The following is a 16,911-nucleotide window of genomic DNA, read 5'->3' on the forward strand; positions in this document are numbered from 1 at the left end:
AACTCATAATTTATCTTGCCTATTGAATTTAAAGATGAATCAGAGAGGGTTAGCTTCGGAAAGGTTTTTACTATCAATACTAATTGATGATGCAAAGGAAAGGGTTCGCATTTTGGGTGTAAGCTGACCAGATTTTTATACCGTGTAATCGTTTGTTGCATTTGTGCGAGTTAACCGATTAATACATACCGAGTATACAATTTGACCTGTACTGCGTTTAAGGTCTCGGAAACTGTTGGATCAACCACCATTAAAGATCAACAGCCCCTACCATGCAGCAATGAAAACGACCATTTTGTGTCTTTTGATCGGAAAATAGCCAAACGAATCAAAAAACTAAAAAATACAGTTGACGCTCTCGCGGGAATGCGTAGAATGCCTCCCCGTACTCAAGAGGAACTGAATTAGGGTTTTTCGAAAGAGTCTAAGGCGTGTTGGCAGAGTGGCTATGCAGCGGATTGCAAATCCGTGGACCTCGGTTCGACTCCGGGACGCGCCTCCATTTGCGACACTAGCTCAGCTGGTAGAGCGCAACCTTGCCAAGGTTGAGGTCACGAGTTCGAACCTCGTGTGTCGCTCCAAATTAAGATGATATAGCTTTTACAGCGGTATCAAGATGGTGTCTCCATCACAATGAATATTGTGTGCCCTGGTGGTGGAATTGGTAGACACAAGGGATTTAAAATCCCTCGGCGTTCGCGCTGTGCCGGTTCAAGTCCGGCCCGGGGCACCATCTCACATATCTTCGACACTCTCTCAACCATAGAGCACAACCTATTCCAAGGTGAACGCCATATCTTCCCAAGTTAATGTTATACCTTCCCAAGTTAATGCTATCCCTCAAGCTAATGTTGTACCTCAGCTTTGGATATTGGGCATTGAGTGTATTGCTTAAGAATTAAGAAACCTCGACATAAATGCCGAGGTTTTTCGTTTTTACCCATCCAATCATTTATTCATCATTCAATAACTTAAACGTCATTGTTATTAAAAAAACCCAGCTAATCGCTTGGTTTGTTATATGTAGCACAAGGCATACGGTGTGCAGTGTGGCTAGTTATATCGTATTTTTCTGACCGAAGTGGCGTTGGTACATCGCCATGAAATCTTCCCTAACCAGTTGCTCAATTTCAAACGCTCGGTCTGTTGGACAAAAAAGCATGAAATGAACGATTTGCTCACCAGTGCTTGTGCTCGATATCGAGATATGAGGCTCTGCACCGGGTAAATCCACGCCCGCATGACGTTCAATGACAACATTGTATCGTTTGGCGACATCAATGAAATCTTCGCAGTGGTCATCAATTTTTGCCAACAGGCTAGGAAACATAGGGTAAAGGTTGTGAAATTCGACAACCACAATATTAAAGCTGTGGTAAACGTAACGTTTCATGAAGTTCAGATTTTTCACGGGTACACTAAAAAACATGCTGTTTGGCAGCGTTGCTGTTTTTCCTGTGTAGTTGTAGTTACCGTTGTGTAAACCAATTTCTTGAATGACGGTTGCCATTAAATTATGTTCAATCACTTCCCCGCAAAGGTTGCCGACTTCAATCCAATCTCCAATTCTAAAGGAACGAGAGCTCGCTCTTTGTATCGATCCTGTGAAGCACAGAATAATTTCCTTAGACGCAACAACAACCGCAACCGCTATAGCCGTAAGTGACAGCGCAAATTCACTGATTTCAGATTGCCATAGTATAAACAGCGTAATAATAGTGACTGAAAAAACACCGTTTTTGGTGCGAGAGATCCACTTTCTTTGGTTTCCGGTGAGAAAGTTGGCGTCACCTCGGATCAGTGAAATGACGCCTTTTCTAATAACCACAAAAAGCAGAATCAGCAGTGCACTTGAGATGAATTTGTTTTCCGCAAGAAAGCCGACAACTTGATCCAAGACTTCCATTAAATTACTCCTACTGTATGCGCTTTTTTTCGATTGGTTTTTCTGAATGATACCCAAACCCCAAATGAGGTTGGACATTGTATTTTGTACTAAGAAAAAGAAGGTTGCGATTTTATGTTTTTATACGCAAGTATCACTTCTTTTGGGATCTCTTGCTCAATCTGAAACCCTTTTTCAGGATAGGTCTGCAAACGCTCAAAATCTCCGAGCATGGTTTCAATAACCAAACTGGAGGGTATGGTATCTGTAAAGTAGTCTGAAAACTTGCCTCCAGGTGAGGTGACCATCACCTTTTTGTATGGCAAGCTCCATTGCTGTTTGAACGTTGCGTATGCGCGCCTTTCCATGTAAGGCTTTTGAACCAACAGAATCCGGTTAGGGGAAAAATTGATTTCTCTAAACAAGTTAGCAGTAAAGACAACATTTTCACCTGAGTTGGTCGCTTGGGTTTCCATTAATATATGTTCTGAGGGAACGCCCATTTGTTTGGCGATTTCGGCAAAATGTTCTGCTTCACTCAGATCAAATAAGCCCTCTGTTAGACGACCTTGCGCACCGGAAAACACCAATTTCGGGGCAATGCCATCCAAATAGAGGCTAGCGGTGTATTCTGCCACTCTTTCATCATTACTACACATACAAAATAGGCAATCTGCATTTTTTATGCGTTGGTGCATTTGCATGTAATGCCAAACTGTTTCAATGTCTTGAAATAGCCGAGTTGCCATAATTTCTCCTATAGCGCGTCCAAAGTACTTGGATACAGGTACTGATAGCCCAAAGAAATCAGCTTGTCTGTCACGATCCTTTTACCAGGTTGATCAACCACGGGTGGCAATGAAAGGGCACTATCTGAACTCACGGCTTCAATGGCCCGCTGATAGTATTCCGCTTTACTTACCGTTGACGGGCTGGTTGCGTTGACAACGGTATTTTGGAGATGAGTCACAGCGAAGGCGACGACGCCAACCGCATCATCTTGGTGCAGCATGTTTGCGGGAGCAGAAGAACTGACCGATTTTAGCCTAGCGGCAAAACGGGATGGATGCCTGTCTGGACCCACCAATCCGCTGCACCGAACCACAACGTAGTCCAAGCCAGAATCAATAATGGCTTGTTCCGCTTTCAACATGATGACCGCTTTTTCAGAAAACGCGGTATTTTTGAGTGCGATAGAAAGCGACGCGCACGTTTCGTTCATGTCGCTCGCTTGTTCAGGGTAAACGGTAGTGGAGCTAACTTGTATTATTTTTTTAATATTGGCATTGGTAGCGGCACTAACCATGGCTTGCCAGTTATTCAAATAATGTTGCCCGCCTTCTTTGCGAAAGCCGGGTGGAAAAGCACCAATCAATACATCAATGGCATGGTGAGTTAATTGGTGAGCGAGTTGGTTGGCACATTCCTGTTCATTTTCTGATAACTGGAACAGAAAAGGGTCGATGCCTTCCTGTTTAAGTTGATCACAACCTTCGAGGGTTGTTTTACTTGCAATGACCGTGTGACCCGCTTCTTTCAGCAATTTGGCTAGGGGAAGACCTAGCCAACCTGCGCCTACGATGGCGATTTTCTTCATACTTAAGCGCCTGCGCTTAAAACTCGAAGGACTTTGTCGGCGTGTTCAGCAACTTCGATGCCTTCATCTGTTAAATAGCCGCCGTCGGCTTGTGTGCACAGACCTTTGTTAAACAGTCGTTTGACCGATTTTTGTGCTGATTCTGATGCGTCTTGATGGACTTTAATACCAGTGGCTGCGCTACTGATATCGAATTGAAGAAGAAGGTTCAATTCGTCGAGATGATCTTGCGTGTATTTCATGGAACTGCCTCTTAGCGATTAATCTGCTCTCACCTTAAAACGCTGTTTAGGCATGTACAACCATGAGAATAAAGATCTGTTAGGTTGAATCAAATTGGTCGCAATGTAGCCATATTCATGGTGCTTATTTTGCCAGTCAGACTGCGTATTTCGGCGGGTTTGAATAGTGAGGTAGGGCGGAATATCTGATCGATAAGACAACACCAGAGCGATAAGACAACACCAGAGCCCTTTGCTGAGTTAAGGGGGCAACGACAAACCATCGATAACACACGTCAGATAGCACATTTTCTTTAGCGAACGTTTATATTGCGAGGGTTTAGTACCAGACCATACAATCTGGCGTCATGACACCTACACTTCTCTCCATTGCGTTACTAACAACGCCTACGGATATTCCCTCTTCAGGGTTGACGTGCAAAGCGGGTTTCATCATCGCTTTTACGGGTTCTTTCAGCCAATTCTTATTGTCACCGCAGGGTTCAGCCCCCAAGTTGCTTTTTACTGATGCTTTAGCCAGACCTTTTTGGATTTCCATGTGGCAAGTTCAATCCTTGTATCTTATGTACAGTTGTGGAATATGACTCATATAGTTTTCACTGTAATGACAGTAGTGAAAAATTCAAAAGTTGTGCTTTTTTATTACCGTTTTGTGATCTAGCTTCGTATTAAAAATGTTATCCACATTTTCTGTGGATAACTCAGTTAACACTCCTTAGCAGTGTATGATATTCCTATGGTTTTCTTTTTCATGAGCTCGAATAGGCACAAAAAGGTTAGCTAAATGCATTTCATTTGCATAATTGTACTGGGGAAATGAACAATGGAATCCGTATAGAATCGCACGCAATATAAGTCGGTTATTTTTACTTTACTTATTGATTATATAGGTGAAATCCTTGTGTTTTCAGGTTTGTTTGTATCTTGATTTTTTGTTGTTTACCATTCGCCATGTTGCACTGGGACTACATTAAAAATAGGCTCTGTTCCAAGAGGGTTAGCTGTTGGTTATATTTGGTAATTAAGTGATGCAGAAATAACCAAATCGGTGAGATAGTCTCGTTTGAACGAGGTCCGCGGTTTTTAGGTTTGTGGAAAACCTTCAATAAAATACGTCGTAGCACGTCTTTTTCCACAAGGCTATCGACAGGAGTGGGATCGTCCGTGGGTCAGAAGGCACATCATTACTGTGAAATCATCGTATGCATTCCCACACCCAATGATAAAACTCCTTACAGAGATCGGGCGCAAAAAGTTCAATTAAGCAGAAAATCCCAGCCAGTAATGCAGTCGGGATTGATATCGGTGATCGGCCGATTTGGGTTTTCTGCGCCGATAAATAATTCACCCAATGCGACACCCCAATCCGCAAACCCAGCATAACCACTTGTTCGTCATTGCCACGACGAGTCTCTGCAATCAAATTATGTGTTTTAACGGTTCGGTTCATGACCGTAACATTCAACGAGGCATTGATCGCGGCATGAGCCAGCTCATCAAACCATTGTTTAGCTCGGTCGTAACACAAACCAAATGTCGGTATTGTAACCGTGCTGCGGCTTAGGATGCCGAGCACCACATCTTTACGTCCTTCGCAAGTTCTAATTGGAGTGGGGTTCATATTCCTATAATGGGTGTGCTATACCCTAACGATGATTAGTGGCTGCTGCTTTTTAAATTAAATTGAGAGGCGGCAAATAAAGAAAATAATAGAGCTAGCATCACCACAATTATTGTTCCCGTAGAATTAAATTGAGAATAAAGAGCATATCGAATCAGCTCGACACTATAGGTAAATGGGTTTAAACGACAGATTTGATATAGCCATTCGCTGGATTCCTGCATTTTCCACAGCGGATAAAGGGCAGATGACATAAAGAACATCGGAAAAATGACAAAATTCATCACTCCGGCGAAGTTTTCTAATTGATGAATATAAGACGCGATCACAATACCTAAGCCTGAAAGCATCATCGCCGTAATAAAGCATGCGGGCAGTGCATAGAGAAACCCCATCGGTGGGGGTTCTATCCCGTATAAATAGGCGATGCCTAGGAAGGCATAGACCTGAAGCAATGAAACCAATGAACTGGCAATTTGCTTAGATAAAATAAGAAACCAGCGAGGTAGAGGACTGGTCAGAAGCAGTTTTATTGACCCCATTTCTCGGTCATAGACGATGGACAGTGCACTTTGCATGCTATTAAAAAGTAAGACCATCGCACACAGCCCCGGCAATATGTACTCTTCATAATTAATGTACGTGGCGTACGGCTCAATGATCGATATCCCTAATGCCGCTCTAAATCCGGCCGCAAATACCACTAACCAGAGCAGGGGGCGAACCAAGCTGCTGGCGAAGCGCGTTTTTTGCTGAGTAAACTTTAAGAACTCTCGGTATACAATGCTAGAAAACCCATACCAATAGTTCATATTGCGTCCTTACCCAGACACTTGTTATACAATTCTTGAGAAGATTCACAGCCATGTTTTTGGCATAGTTGACTGACGTTGCCTTGCTCTATCAAGTTTCCCTCTAAAAGCATTAACATGTTATCGCTGGTTTCCACTTCATCAATCAGGTGCGTTGCCCATAGTACGCATGTCCCATTTCGTGTTGCGGTTTTGCGAATCAGCCTTGTAAGCACGTTTCTTACTTCTGGGTCTAACCCTGAGCTTGGTTCGTCTAAAAGCAGCAAGCGCGGCGAGTGCAACATAGCTCGAACAATCTCCAGCCGCCGTCGGTGCCCTCCATTCAATTCCCTTACCTTGTTCTTTAAGGTGTTTTCTAAGTCAAATTCTTGGGCTAAAGGCACAAAGGCAGCGTACGTTTCTGCTCTACTCAACCCATGCAGCCCACCGTAGTAATAGAGATTTTGCTCGCCGGTTAAATCCAAATCCAACGCACTTTGCTGAAAAACTACGCCGGTGTGTTTTACGCTTTGTTGAGGGTGAAGGTTCAAAGGTAGACCAAACATGACAATCTCGCCCTGCTGCGGAGGAAGCAGGCGGGTAAGTAAAGAGAATAGGGTGGTTTTCCCTGAACCATTGGGGCCAAGTAATATTGTGATGCCGTTAGAAAGTTCGAATGAGACATTGTTAAGCGTGAGTCTATTCCCACGCTGAAACGTGAGACTCTTAACACTGACGGCAATCATCATGGTGCCTCTTTGATGACGGCACCCCAAGGGTAACGACCAACCTTGATGGATTTCAGTACCTTAAGGGTAGGAACATCAATGACAGAGACATCGCCGCTGACTCCATTTGTCGTGAGCAATTTATCTTCAGCACCATTGAATGCCATATGCCAAACCCGTCTTCCGACCAGAAGATAATCGATGATTTCCAAAGATTGTTGATCGACAACGGCGATATGATTTGCAGGACCAAGCGCGACAAAGGCCAGTTTTCCGTCGCTCGACAGTTGTATACCGACAGGTTGAATTTTATGAGAATGGATGCCTTTCGGCTTAAAGTTCAAGGTTTTAATAATTTCTCGCGATTGAGTATCAACCACTTTGACCGTGCCGCCTATCTCGGAACTGATCCACAGCCTTTTGCCATTTTTGGTAAATTCAGCATGCCTTGGGCGTTCATCCACCAACGTATTGTGAACGACTTGATTGGTGTTTGAATCTATCCAGTGCGCCATATTGGACGTTTCTGAAGTCACGATCACCATTGAGCCATCTGGGCTTACTGCGACACCTTCGGGTTCTACGCCAACGTCAATTTGGGTAACGACGCTTTTAGAGGGGATATCGATGACCGTTAAAAGGGCGTCATCTTCATTGGCGACATACAACGTTTTCCCATTGGGGTGCAACGCAAATTGTTCTGGATCCTCCCCTGAAGGCAGTTCCCCCACAATTTCTTGTGTGGCGAGATCCAGTATCTGAACGGTATCCGATTCACTGGCGCAGATATAAAGCTGGGTTTTGTCTTTGCTCAGTAAAATTCCGCGTGGGCGATCACCGACAGAGAGAGTGGTGATTACGTCTAAACTGCCCATATCAATCAAACTGATCGAATCGTCTTTTTCATTGGAAACATAGGCAATTTCTGCTGCAAAAGACGCCGCAGTCAACCAAGGTAATGTGCAGAGTAAGCAAAGAGGTAAACGTGTTAAATAGCGATTCATTTTCCTATCCTTTCCTTTTGAGTTTTTGACCTTGTGCGTACGTTAACCTTGCGCGTCTGTTAACCTTGCGCGTTTGTTAACCCTGTGCATTCGTTAACCTTGCGCTCTTTTTAACCTTTTGAATCAGTTAAATCGCATGTTGAATCCTGCTTGTCGGCACCTAAGGTGTCCATATCATTGGTAGGATGAAGGTATCCTTCAAGTGGAGCCGAGGCGACAAGCGCATTTGGGTGAGCCAGCGGAATGGGTTGACGTAGCTGACCATTCCAATATCTGAAGCTGAGTTTTCTGCCTTTGTATGCTCCAAATTCAAATGTGGAGTTGAGTAGGTGCTTAAGAATAAGGTCAGGTTCCACAGAATTGGTCTGAGTGATGGCAGCATTGAGAGCCCGTACCGCCACCCACGCAGAATAGTCCAGGGGGTTCATAAATCGATTGGATTGCTCAATAAATCGATGTTGAAGCTGAATAGCGGCCCATTGTTCGATCGCTGGATGCCAATTGTCTGCTCGCAACCCGTGAGTGCCAACAACGGGTCTTGGAAGCCAAGTGTTGTAAGGTATGTATTGGCCAAATACGTTGTGCATATCCACCACCCAAACGGCGTCGTAGCGTGTGTATTGCGTGAACTGAGGGATTTCTTTGGCCGTGCTGCGTCTTAAGTCGGCGTCAAAGGTCCATGGCTTATCAGCAACAATCTGTAACCCTAAACGTTGAATGCTGGCTCGTGCACTGTCTGCCATCGCCAAATCTTGCTCTGTGGAACCCGTAATCAGCAACACTTTCGTCAGCTTCTTGTACCTTAGCCATTGAGCGATGGCGTCGGATAGCATTCGATAGCTTGGCGCGGTGTGTACTACATTGGAGAGACATTGTTGGGTTCGTAATCCTTGATCTGGCGAGTTCACATTCACTATCAGCGTTGTTTGGGGTAGGGCAGATTGAAGACGTTTCAAGGTTGCGGCATCGCTATCCACCAAATAGAACTTTGTCCCGGATTGATAAAAGGATTCTGCCCGAGATATAAGCGCATCTTGGTTGGTTTCCATTGCGGAAAGCAGCGAGTATTTATGCCCTAAAAACTTGCCCGCGCCATTGCTGTCTTTCATTGACAGTTCGGCGCCAGCCAAACCGCTGTTGGGTGGCGTTCTTAAGTATATTGGGGTAGCTGTTTTTGCGTCTTGCTCCAGCTTCAAATACGCGATATTCACGTCCAAGGCGACGGCATCATACGCACAAACGGACAGAGAAATGCTGATCAAGATTTTCGGCAGCCAACCCCGTATCATTTGATGAGACGCACACATAAAAAAATGTTGTGTGCGCGTAAAAAAATAAAGCATCCCGCCTCCCATGTCGTTCTTCATTGCTCACCACTCTAATCAACAAAGCTTGGTGTTGACCACGCTGTAACCCAGTAAAATGGGCGATTTCCTCCTAAAGGATGACAAAATACGAAGCTTTTGGATGATTTTGTTCAACGCCATGTACCCATACACTGAGGCGAGAAAACAGTGAAGTGAAGGAGTACGAAACGTGACGAATCTTATATGGAAGCCGCGCAAAACCAGGAAACTACGAAATGTTGCTCTAGCAATGTTAGGTGGCGTTATGATGCCGGTTGTGGCTTTGGTGCCTAGCTTGAGTTTCTTAAGTGAGCCAGTGTCAGCACACGGAAATGTTACCCCCCAATCAATCGATACCTCGTCTATCCCTCAGTTAGGAGACGAGTGGAACGACACAAACCCCTATCGAGAATTGCAAGGCAGTGAACGTGCTGAGGTAGAACGAGTTGGTGCCTCTGCCTACAATCAAAATTGTGCTCGATGCCATGGATTAGAAGGCATATCAGGCGGCATCGCCCCAGATCTTCGCTCTTTGGAGCCCAATATAGAGGGCGATGAATGGTACGTATACCGAGTTCAGAATGGCGCAGTAAGAAACGGTGCCGTTTACATGCCAAAAATGACGGAACATCTGAACCAAGAAGCCTTATGGGCGATAAGGACTTGGCTTGAATCTGTCGCCCCCGAAAGTTGATATGAAAGCGGTCGTTTCCCTTTGCTGGTTGGGGGGGCTCTTATGGCTATCCATCATGGTCGCTTCTGCCCGTTCGATGGACGATATTGTAGAAAGTGGCTACATCAAAGTCGCTCTCTATCGCGATTTTCCACCGTATTCATTCGTAGAGAATGGAAAGGAAAAAGGCATTGATGTTGAGCTTGCACGTGCATTTGCGCACGCGCTTGACGTCGAGCTGAGGTTGTTATGGATGACGGCAGATGAAACGGTCGAAGACGACATGCGCAATTACCTATGGAAGGGGCTGAACCTCCATACCAATGATGGCACACGAGTAAAAGCCGATGTCATGATGCGCGTCCCGTATGACAGGAAGTGGCAGCTTAAAAGGGATGATCTTGGCTTGCCAGCTCATGAACGGGTTTACATGTTTGCTCCTTACCAAACCGAGCGATGGCGTGTGGCGTTTGATGCAACCAAAAATACAGAAATTGAAACGGTTGCCATGTTCCAGTACGTCCCTATTGGTGTTGAAATTGATACCGTCCCTCAGGTATATCTCAGCACGGCATTTGGCGGTCGCTTTCGTCAAAACACCAAAACCTATACCAGCTTACAGCAAGCGTTTAATGCACTGAATGCTGGAGAGGTGCACGCCGTCATGGGGTTAGGGGGGCAAGTGCAGTGGTTGAAGAGCCAATCCGGCGAACCCATCAAACTTTCAGATACGCACTTTCCTACCTTAGGCATTCCATATTGGGATATTGGCGTGGCCGTTCAAGCGGATTATCGCCAGCTCTCCTATGCGTTAGAGGAGGTGGTTATTGCCGCACTGTCAGATGGTCGGATGCAAGCTTGGTGCTTAGCCGTGGCCATTGATTGCCCACTCCCTGAGTTATACCAAAGTCAGCTGACTGAATAGCCCTCTCTCTCCGCCCTAGGGTGGAGACTTTCCGTCCAACTAAGGGATGAGAAAACCTCATCCAGAGTCCAATGTCCCCTGTTTTCAAACACGAGCACACTGAAGAAGTTCGATAGGAGTGTGTCTTCTCGAGTGTCGTTGACTGCTGGCAGTGTTATTGACTAATAGTCGTGTCGTTAACTAATAGCCGTGTCGTTGACTGACAGCCGCGTCGTTGACAAATGAAGTCAATGTTCGAGAAGAGACGTGTTCTACATGATCAGCTAAGCAAAGTAAGCAAAGGAGCAATACGATGTTATCGAAAGGGAAGTGGTGCATTTGGTCGCTTGCTGTAGGTATGTCTGGGTTGATCTCCACGAGCAGTACCGCTCAAGGAGTGACCGATGCAGATATCCTAAACGATCAGGAAACGCCTGAAGATGTGGTGAGTTATGGGCTAGGGCTACGTGCTCAGCGATTCAGCTCACTCGATAAAGTCAATAAAGAGACCGTAGAAGAAATCAGACCGGTATGGGCGTTCTCGCTAGGGGGAGAGAAACAACGCGGGCAAGAATCCCAGCCCATGATCAAAGATGGAGTGATGTACATCACAGGTTCATATTCGCGGGTGTTTGCCATCGATGCAAGAACGGGTGATGAAATTTGGCAATATGATGCTCGATTGCCGGACGGTATTATGCCTTGCTGTGACGTGATCAACCGTGGTGTGGCGTTATACAGCGATTTAGTCATCTTCGGAACACTCGATGCCAAGTTAGTGGCGTTAGACGCGAAAACAGGGAAAGTACGTTGGAAGAAAACGGTAGAGGATTATCGCGCAGGCTATTCCATTTCGGCAGCCCCTATTGTTGTGAAAGGAAACGTTATTACAGGCGTATCTGGCGGTGAATTCGGGATCGTAGGAAAAGTAAGAGCATACGATGCAAAAACCGGAGCTATCGTTTGGGAACGTCCTACCGTTGAAGGCAACATGGGGTATATCTGGAAAGATGGCAAGAAAGTCGAAAATGGCATCTCAGGAGGAGAAGCCGGAAAAACATGGCCCGCCGATCTCTGGAAGTCTGGTGGTGCAGCGCCATGGTTAGGCGGCACGTACGATCAAGATACCGACTTACTCTTCTTTGGTACGGGTAACCCCGCGCCTTGGAACTCCCACATGAGACCCGGTGATAATCTCTACTCTTCATCAAGATTGGCGATTGATCCTGATGATGGAAAGATAGTGTGGCACTTTCAAACCACCCCTCACGATGGTTGGGATTTTGATGGGGTTAACGAGCTCATTGCGTTCGATTACCAAAGCAGTGGTAACACAGTAAAAGCTGCCGCGACAGCAGACAGAAACGGATTCTTTTACGTTTTGAATCGCACCAATGGTCAGTTCATTCGGGGCTTTCCCTTTGTCGAGAGCATTTCGTGGGCGAAAGGCTTAGACAAAAATGGTCGCCCAATATACGTCGAAGACAACAGACCGGGTAATCCGCAAGATTCGGCAGACGGAAAACAAGGGAAATCTGTGATGGCAGCTCCTTCCTTCCTTGGCGGTAAAAATTGGATGCCCATGGCGTATAGCCAAAATACGGGGTTGTTCTATGTGCCTGCGAATGAATGGGCAATGGAGCTCTGGAACGAGCCGACGGCTTACAAAAAAGGGGCCGCTTATTTGGGGGCAGGCTTTACGGTTAAAGCGCGTCATGAAGAATACATAGGTGTATTGCGGGCAGTGGATCCTAAATCGGGTGACATCGTATGGGAATTCAAAAACTACGCGCCGCTGTGGGGCGGTGTGCTGACAACGGCGGGTGGGTTGGTCTTTACCGGCAATCCAGAAGGATACTTGATGGCATTTGACGATAAAACAGGTGAACTGTTGTACAAGTTCAACACCGGTTCCGGCATTGTTGGTAGCCCTGTGACTTGGGAAATGGATGGCGAACAATACATCTCTATTCTTTCCGGCTGGGGTGGCGCGGTGCCTTTATGGGGCGGCGATGTGGCCAAGCGAGTGAAAAACTTCAATCAAGGCGGCATGGTATGGACCTTCAAATTGCCTAAATCCATGGAGATTGCCAAAAAGTAGTGGTGTTTGCCAAAAAATAGTGGTATTTGCCAAAAAAGTAGTGGTGTCTGTTAATCCAATCCCACCTACAACCTTGTGCGCGCTGCCTTCTGAGTAGCGCGTTTTTTATTTCATCAGTCCTACTTCATCCCAAAGGATGATCTTTTGCCAACCAACTGCGGATAGAGCCCAAAGTGGTGTCTTGTGACAATGGCTCTCTCTGCCAATTGGTGTGCATTCACAATCAAATGCCCCATTGCAGTTCTAACAAAAACCATTAGAGAGGTGCTTATGATTTACTCAAAACCAGGGACGGAAGGCGCAGTTGTTCATTTCAAACCCCGTTATCAGAATTACATTGGTGGTCAATGGGTTGAGCCAGTGAAAGGTCAGTATTTTACCAATACCTCTCCTTGTACAGGCGATGTGATTGCAGAAATTCCTCGCTCGGATGCGGCGGATATCGATCTCGCACTGGATGCTGCGCATAAGGCAAAAGATGAGTGGGGTGCCACTTCAGCAGCCGAGCGATCTAGCATATTGCTCAAAATTGCGGATCGCATTGAAGCCAACCTCGAAATGCTTGCCGTTGCTGAAACGTGGGAAAACGGGAAAGCCGTTCGCGAGACTTTAAATGCGGACATCCCACTGAGTGTTGATCACTTCCGCTACTTTGCGGGTTGCATTCGAGCACAAGAGGGCACGGCGGCAGAAATCGATTCGACAACCGTGGCATACCACATTCATGAACCGCTTGGTGTTGTTGGGCAAATCATTCCGTGGAATTTCCCATTGTTAATGGCGGCTTGGAAAGTGGCACCAGCGTTAGCCGCGGGCAACTGCATCGTGTTGAAGCCAGCTGAACAGACCCCGACGACGATCTTGCTATTGATGGAGCTGATTGGGGATTTACTGCCAGCCGGTGTACTGAATGTTGTTAACGGTATGGGACCAGAGGCGGGGCAAGCATTAGCAACGTCTAAGCGAATAGCCAAAATCGCCTTTACGGGCTCCACCGCGATTGGTAATCATGTCCTTCGCTGCGCGGCAGACAACTTGATTCCTTCGACAGTTGAGTTGGGAGGCAAGTCGCCTAATGTGTATTTCGAAGACATCATGGATCAAGAAGAAGCCTTTATTGAGAAAGCGGCAGAAGGGGCAGTTTTGGCGTTTTTCAATCAGGGTGAAGTTTGTACCTGCCCTTCAAGGCTGCTTATCCAAGAAAGCATTTACGATGCCTTCATGGACCGGATCTTGGCGAAAGCGAAAGCGATCAAGCATGGCAACCCTCTGGATACAGAGACTACAGTAGGGGCGCAAGCTTCCGGCGAGCAATTTGACAAGATCAAGAAGTATCTTGAAATTGGACGCAACGAAGGAGCGAAAGTGGTGATGGGAGGCGGCACGGAAGATTTCGGTGGTGGTTACTACATTCAGCCCACCATTTTTAAAGGTGATAACTCGATGCGTGTCTTCCAAGAAGAGATCTTTGGTCCTGTTATTAGCGTTACGACGTTTAAGGACGAAGCGGAAGCCGTGGCGATTGCCAACGATACCGAATACGGGTTAGGAGCGGGTGTTTGGACGCGTGATGTGAACAGGGCGTACCGAGTTGGGCGTGCCATTCAGGCGGGTCGAGTCTGGACAAATTGCTACCATTTATACCCAGCTCATGCTGCGTTTGGCGGTTACAAGAAGTCGGGCATCGGGCGTGAAACCCATAAAATGATGCTTGATCATTATCAGCAAACCAAAAACCTTTTGGTCAGCTATGATGTTAACCCGCTTGGGTTCTTCTAACCATTTGGGCGCGTCGGATGAAATGAAGGAAAAGCGCCTATCGCTTTTCCTTCTTACTTGGCTGGCGGCTCTGTGTTTATGGGCGTCCAGCTTTTATGGCTATACTCAAGAAAATCGCATTACTCAAGAAAATCGCCATGCCAAAGAATGGCAAGAGCCAAGTCAAGATGTTCTCGCTTTTTTCCCTACGGCGACTCGCACACTGCCAAAAGAAAAAGATCTCGCCATTATTCCCGTTTATCAACTTAACTCGCTATTGGGTTACGTGTTTGAGTCCGATGACTTAACGCACTTCCCTGGTTTTTCGGGTGAAACCGTTAACCTCAACATTGGATTGGATGTAAACGGGGTTCTCCGTGGCATTAAGGTTCAACGGCATCATGAGCCGATCTTCCTTCACGGGCTTGGCGAAGAGCCCATGCTGGCGTTTATTGCGCAATACCTCAATCACAACATCCAGCATCGATTTTTGGTGGGTAGCAAACAAAACCGCACTCATGATGGGAAAACCCAATATTTTGACGGCGTAACCAAAGCCACGGTGTCGGTGATGGTGATAAACGATACGATCCTTAACTCGGCTCGTAAGGTGGCACGTCTTAAATTGGATGGCTTTGGCCGCGCAAACAAGCGTGTCGCTCAGTTTGTAATGGGATCACCCAAAAGGTATGACTTTCAGCAGTTAAAAAACGAAAACTTGGTATTGAGTTGGCAAGCGACGCTGGGTGAGTTTGCTCAGCAATTATCGGTGCCTGAAAGCCGTGCTGAGGATTGGCTAGAAAATCCAGAGGCACACTATGCGCTGAACTATCATCTGGCGTTTCTTAACCCACCTCAAATAGGCAAAAGTCTTCTAGGGGACTCAGAATATCAGCGGCTTATGAGCGAGCTGGAACCGGGCGAAATCGCTTTGCTATTATCGTCTAGTGGTGGTTTTTCGCCTCTCGCAGAGGACTTTGTACCAGGCACAACACCGACAAGATTCAGCGTGACACAGCAAGGGATCAGTATCGACATCCGAGATCAGGATTTTTACAGCTTTTTCGACCCCAATTTGGTGGCAGGCTTTCCCGATTTTGAATTTATTAAAGTCTTCCGGTTAAAAAGCAGCAGTGGATTTGATCCGGCGCTTCCCGTGACGTTTCAGCTCAACGTACCCGTAAAAAAAAGCTTCCTAGAATACGAAGTTAAGACCGTAAGTCAGCAATATGACATTCCTAATTCCCTGTGGGGATACCCAGCCATCAAGGACACGGAACCGATGCCTCTGTGGCAACAGATTTGGCAGCAACGCCAGTTCGAAACAGGGATGATTATGCTTTACCTTGCCATCGTTACTTGTCTCTTTGTAAAGCAAAAATATTGGGTAACCTTCCCTAAATATTTTCCTTCATTCCGTTTGGCGTGTTTGATGTTTACTCTGTTTTTTCTAGGTTTCTATGCCCAAGGTCAGCTTTCGGTTGTCAATATTTATACCCTATTACTTTCCGTTTGGAACGGGTTTGAGATCACCGTGTTTTTACTCGATCCCGTCATCTTTGTTCTCTGGCTGTTTGTGTTTGTATCCTTATTTTTATGGGGGAGAGGGGTCTTTTGTGGCTGGCTTTGCCCATTTGGCGCCCTGCAAGAACTGATTGGGTTGGCCGCGAAAAAATGGAAGATCAAGCAATGGACAATTCAGCCACAAATACACAGCAAGCTCCAACGAGTTAAATACCCTGTTTTGGTGATTCTGGTGGTCACGAGTTTCTCTTCATTGACGTTGGCCGAAAATCTGGCGGAGTTGGAGCCGTTTAAAACGGCGATAACATTATGGTTTGTCCGTGATTGGTATTTTGTTGTTTACGCACTTTTGCTTTTGTTTATTGCACTTAAGATCCACAAGGTGTACTGCCGCTACTTGTGCCCATTAGGGGCTGGGTTGGCGGTACTCGGAAAGTTTCGTTTGTTCAGTTGGTTAAATCGAAAAAAGGAATGCGGTAGCCCTTGCCAGCTGTGCCGCAAAGCCTGTGATATCGACGCCATTAACCTCAATGGCAGTATCGACTACAACGAATGTGTGCAGTGTTTAGAGTGTGTTGTTATCGCGGCGGATAACAATCGTTGTGTGGTTGAAAAGTACGGTGCAAAGAAACGTCGCAGGCAAAAACACATTCCCATGACCAACATCACCCACGTTTGAAAGGACACGTATTTTCACCACTCGAAGGATTCTGAAAAGTAGGAAAGAAATCATCACA

The 16,911-nt window shown here is 46.1% G+C and carries 15 protein-coding genes and 3 tRNA genes; 8 read left to right on the forward strand and 10 right to left on the reverse strand.

The genetic code is table 11. The features are described 5' to 3' along the window. The first annotated feature begins 428 nt into the window (after nt 1-428). From HC752_RS07075 to HC752_RS07085, 3 genes are all read left to right on the forward strand, one after another. Nucleotides 429-502: transfer RNA gene (locus HC752_RS07075), tRNA-Cys, on the forward strand. Nucleotides 503-505: 3 nt separating this feature from the next. Further along, a tRNA-Gly gene (locus HC752_RS07080) sits at nt 506-581 on the forward strand. Nucleotides 582-646: 65 nt separating this feature from the next. Further along, nucleotides 647-733 (forward strand) — tRNA-Leu (locus HC752_RS07085). A gap of 324 nt (nt 734-1,057) precedes the next feature. Here the strand turns inward: HC752_RS07085 and HC752_RS07090 are convergent. From HC752_RS07090 to HC752_RS07135, 10 genes are all read right to left on the reverse strand, one after another. Further along, nucleotides 1,058-1,906: a mechanosensitive ion channel family protein gene (locus tag HC752_RS07090; RefSeq protein ID WP_190334425.1), complete on the reverse strand. Its 849-nt coding sequence runs from the start codon at nt 1,904-1,906 to the stop codon at nt 1,058-1,060. A gap of 89 nt (nt 1,907-1,995) precedes the next feature. Then, the gene (locus HC752_RS07095) at nt 1,996-2,634 is read right to left on the reverse strand and encodes a YdcF family protein (protein WP_190334426.1); all 639 of its coding nucleotides are present in this window, start codon (nt 2,632-2,634) and stop codon (nt 1,996-1,998) included. An 8-nt stretch (nt 2,635-2,642) separates the two neighbouring features. Then, on the reverse strand, nt 2,643-3,482 hold the full coding sequence (locus HC752_RS07100; protein ID WP_190334427.1) for an NAD(P)H-binding protein: 840 nt from the start codon (nt 3,480-3,482) through the stop codon (nt 2,643-2,645). 2 nt (nt 3,483-3,484) lie between these two features. Then, nucleotides 3,485-3,724: a TIGR02647 family protein gene (locus HC752_RS07105; RefSeq protein WP_190334428.1), complete on the reverse strand. Its 240-nt coding sequence runs from the start codon at nt 3,722-3,724 to the stop codon at nt 3,485-3,487. 319 nt (nt 3,725-4,043) lie between these two features. Further along, nucleotides 4,044-4,262: a hypothetical protein gene (locus HC752_RS07110; protein ID WP_190334429.1), complete on the reverse strand. Its 219-nt coding sequence runs from the start codon at nt 4,260-4,262 to the stop codon at nt 4,044-4,046. Nucleotides 4,263-4,919: 657 nt separating this feature from the next. Then, nucleotides 4,920-5,345 carry a hypothetical protein gene (locus HC752_RS07115; RefSeq protein ID WP_190334430.1) on the reverse strand — a complete coding sequence of 142 codons (426 nt, stop codon included), beginning with the start codon at nt 5,343-5,345 and terminating at the stop codon, nt 4,920-4,922. 35 nt (nt 5,346-5,380) lie between these two features. Continuing rightward, nucleotides 5,381-6,157, reverse strand: coding sequence for an ABC transporter permease (locus HC752_RS07120; protein ID WP_190334431.1), 777 nt, complete (start codon nt 6,155-6,157; stop codon nt 5,381-5,383). Further along, nucleotides 6,154-6,885 (reverse strand): ATP-binding cassette domain-containing protein, encoded by a 732-nt coding sequence (locus HC752_RS07125; RefSeq protein ID WP_190334432.1) that lies wholly within the window; start codon nt 6,883-6,885, stop codon nt 6,154-6,156. Before HC752_RS07125 ends, HC752_RS07120 begins: the two co-directional genes overlap by 4 nt. Then, nucleotides 6,882-7,868: a YVTN family beta-propeller repeat protein gene (locus tag HC752_RS07130; RefSeq protein ID WP_190334433.1), complete on the reverse strand. Its 987-nt coding sequence runs from the start codon at nt 7,866-7,868 to the stop codon at nt 6,882-6,884. Before HC752_RS07130 ends, HC752_RS07125 begins: the two co-directional genes overlap by 4 nt. Before the next feature lie 110 nt (nt 7,869-7,978). Beyond that, on the reverse strand, nt 7,979-9,235 hold the full coding sequence (locus HC752_RS07135; RefSeq protein ID WP_238930438.1) for an ABC transporter substrate-binding protein: 1,257 nt from the start codon (nt 9,233-9,235) through the stop codon (nt 7,979-7,981). A gap of 244 nt (nt 9,236-9,479) precedes the next feature. Between HC752_RS07135 and pedF the strand changes: the two genes are divergently transcribed. From pedF to HC752_RS07160, 5 genes are all read left to right on the forward strand, one after another. Continuing rightward, nucleotides 9,480-9,908: a cytochrome c-550 PedF gene (gene pedF, locus HC752_RS07140; RefSeq protein WP_190334434.1), complete on the forward strand. Its 429-nt coding sequence runs from the start codon at nt 9,480-9,482 to the stop codon at nt 9,906-9,908. Then, nucleotides 9,883-10,812: a substrate-binding periplasmic protein gene (locus HC752_RS07145; RefSeq protein ID WP_238930439.1), complete on the forward strand. Its 930-nt coding sequence runs from the start codon at nt 9,883-9,885 to the stop codon at nt 10,810-10,812. Before pedF ends, HC752_RS07145 begins: the two co-directional genes overlap by 26 nt. Nucleotides 10,813-11,149: 337 nt before the next feature. Further along, on the forward strand, nt 11,150-12,892 hold the full coding sequence (locus HC752_RS07150; RefSeq protein ID WP_274602113.1) for a PQQ-dependent methanol/ethanol family dehydrogenase: 1,743 nt from the start codon (nt 11,150-11,152) through the stop codon (nt 12,890-12,892). A gap of 270 nt (nt 12,893-13,162) precedes the next feature. Continuing rightward, nucleotides 13,163-14,671: an acetaldehyde dehydrogenase ExaC gene (exaC, locus tag HC752_RS07155; protein ID WP_190334436.1), complete on the forward strand. Its 1,509-nt coding sequence runs from the start codon at nt 13,163-13,165 to the stop codon at nt 14,669-14,671. Continuing rightward, entirely contained in the window at nt 14,643-16,853 is a 2,211-nt protein-coding gene (locus HC752_RS07160; protein WP_238930440.1) for a 4Fe-4S binding protein, read from the forward strand. The genes exaC and HC752_RS07160 overlap by 29 nt, the downstream gene beginning before the upstream one ends. The last annotated feature ends 58 nt before the right edge of the window (nt 16,854-16,911 follow it).

The organism is Vibrio sp. S9_S30 (assembly GCF_014694455.1).
GTDB lineage: Bacteria > Pseudomonadota > Gammaproteobacteria > Enterobacterales > Vibrionaceae > Vibrio.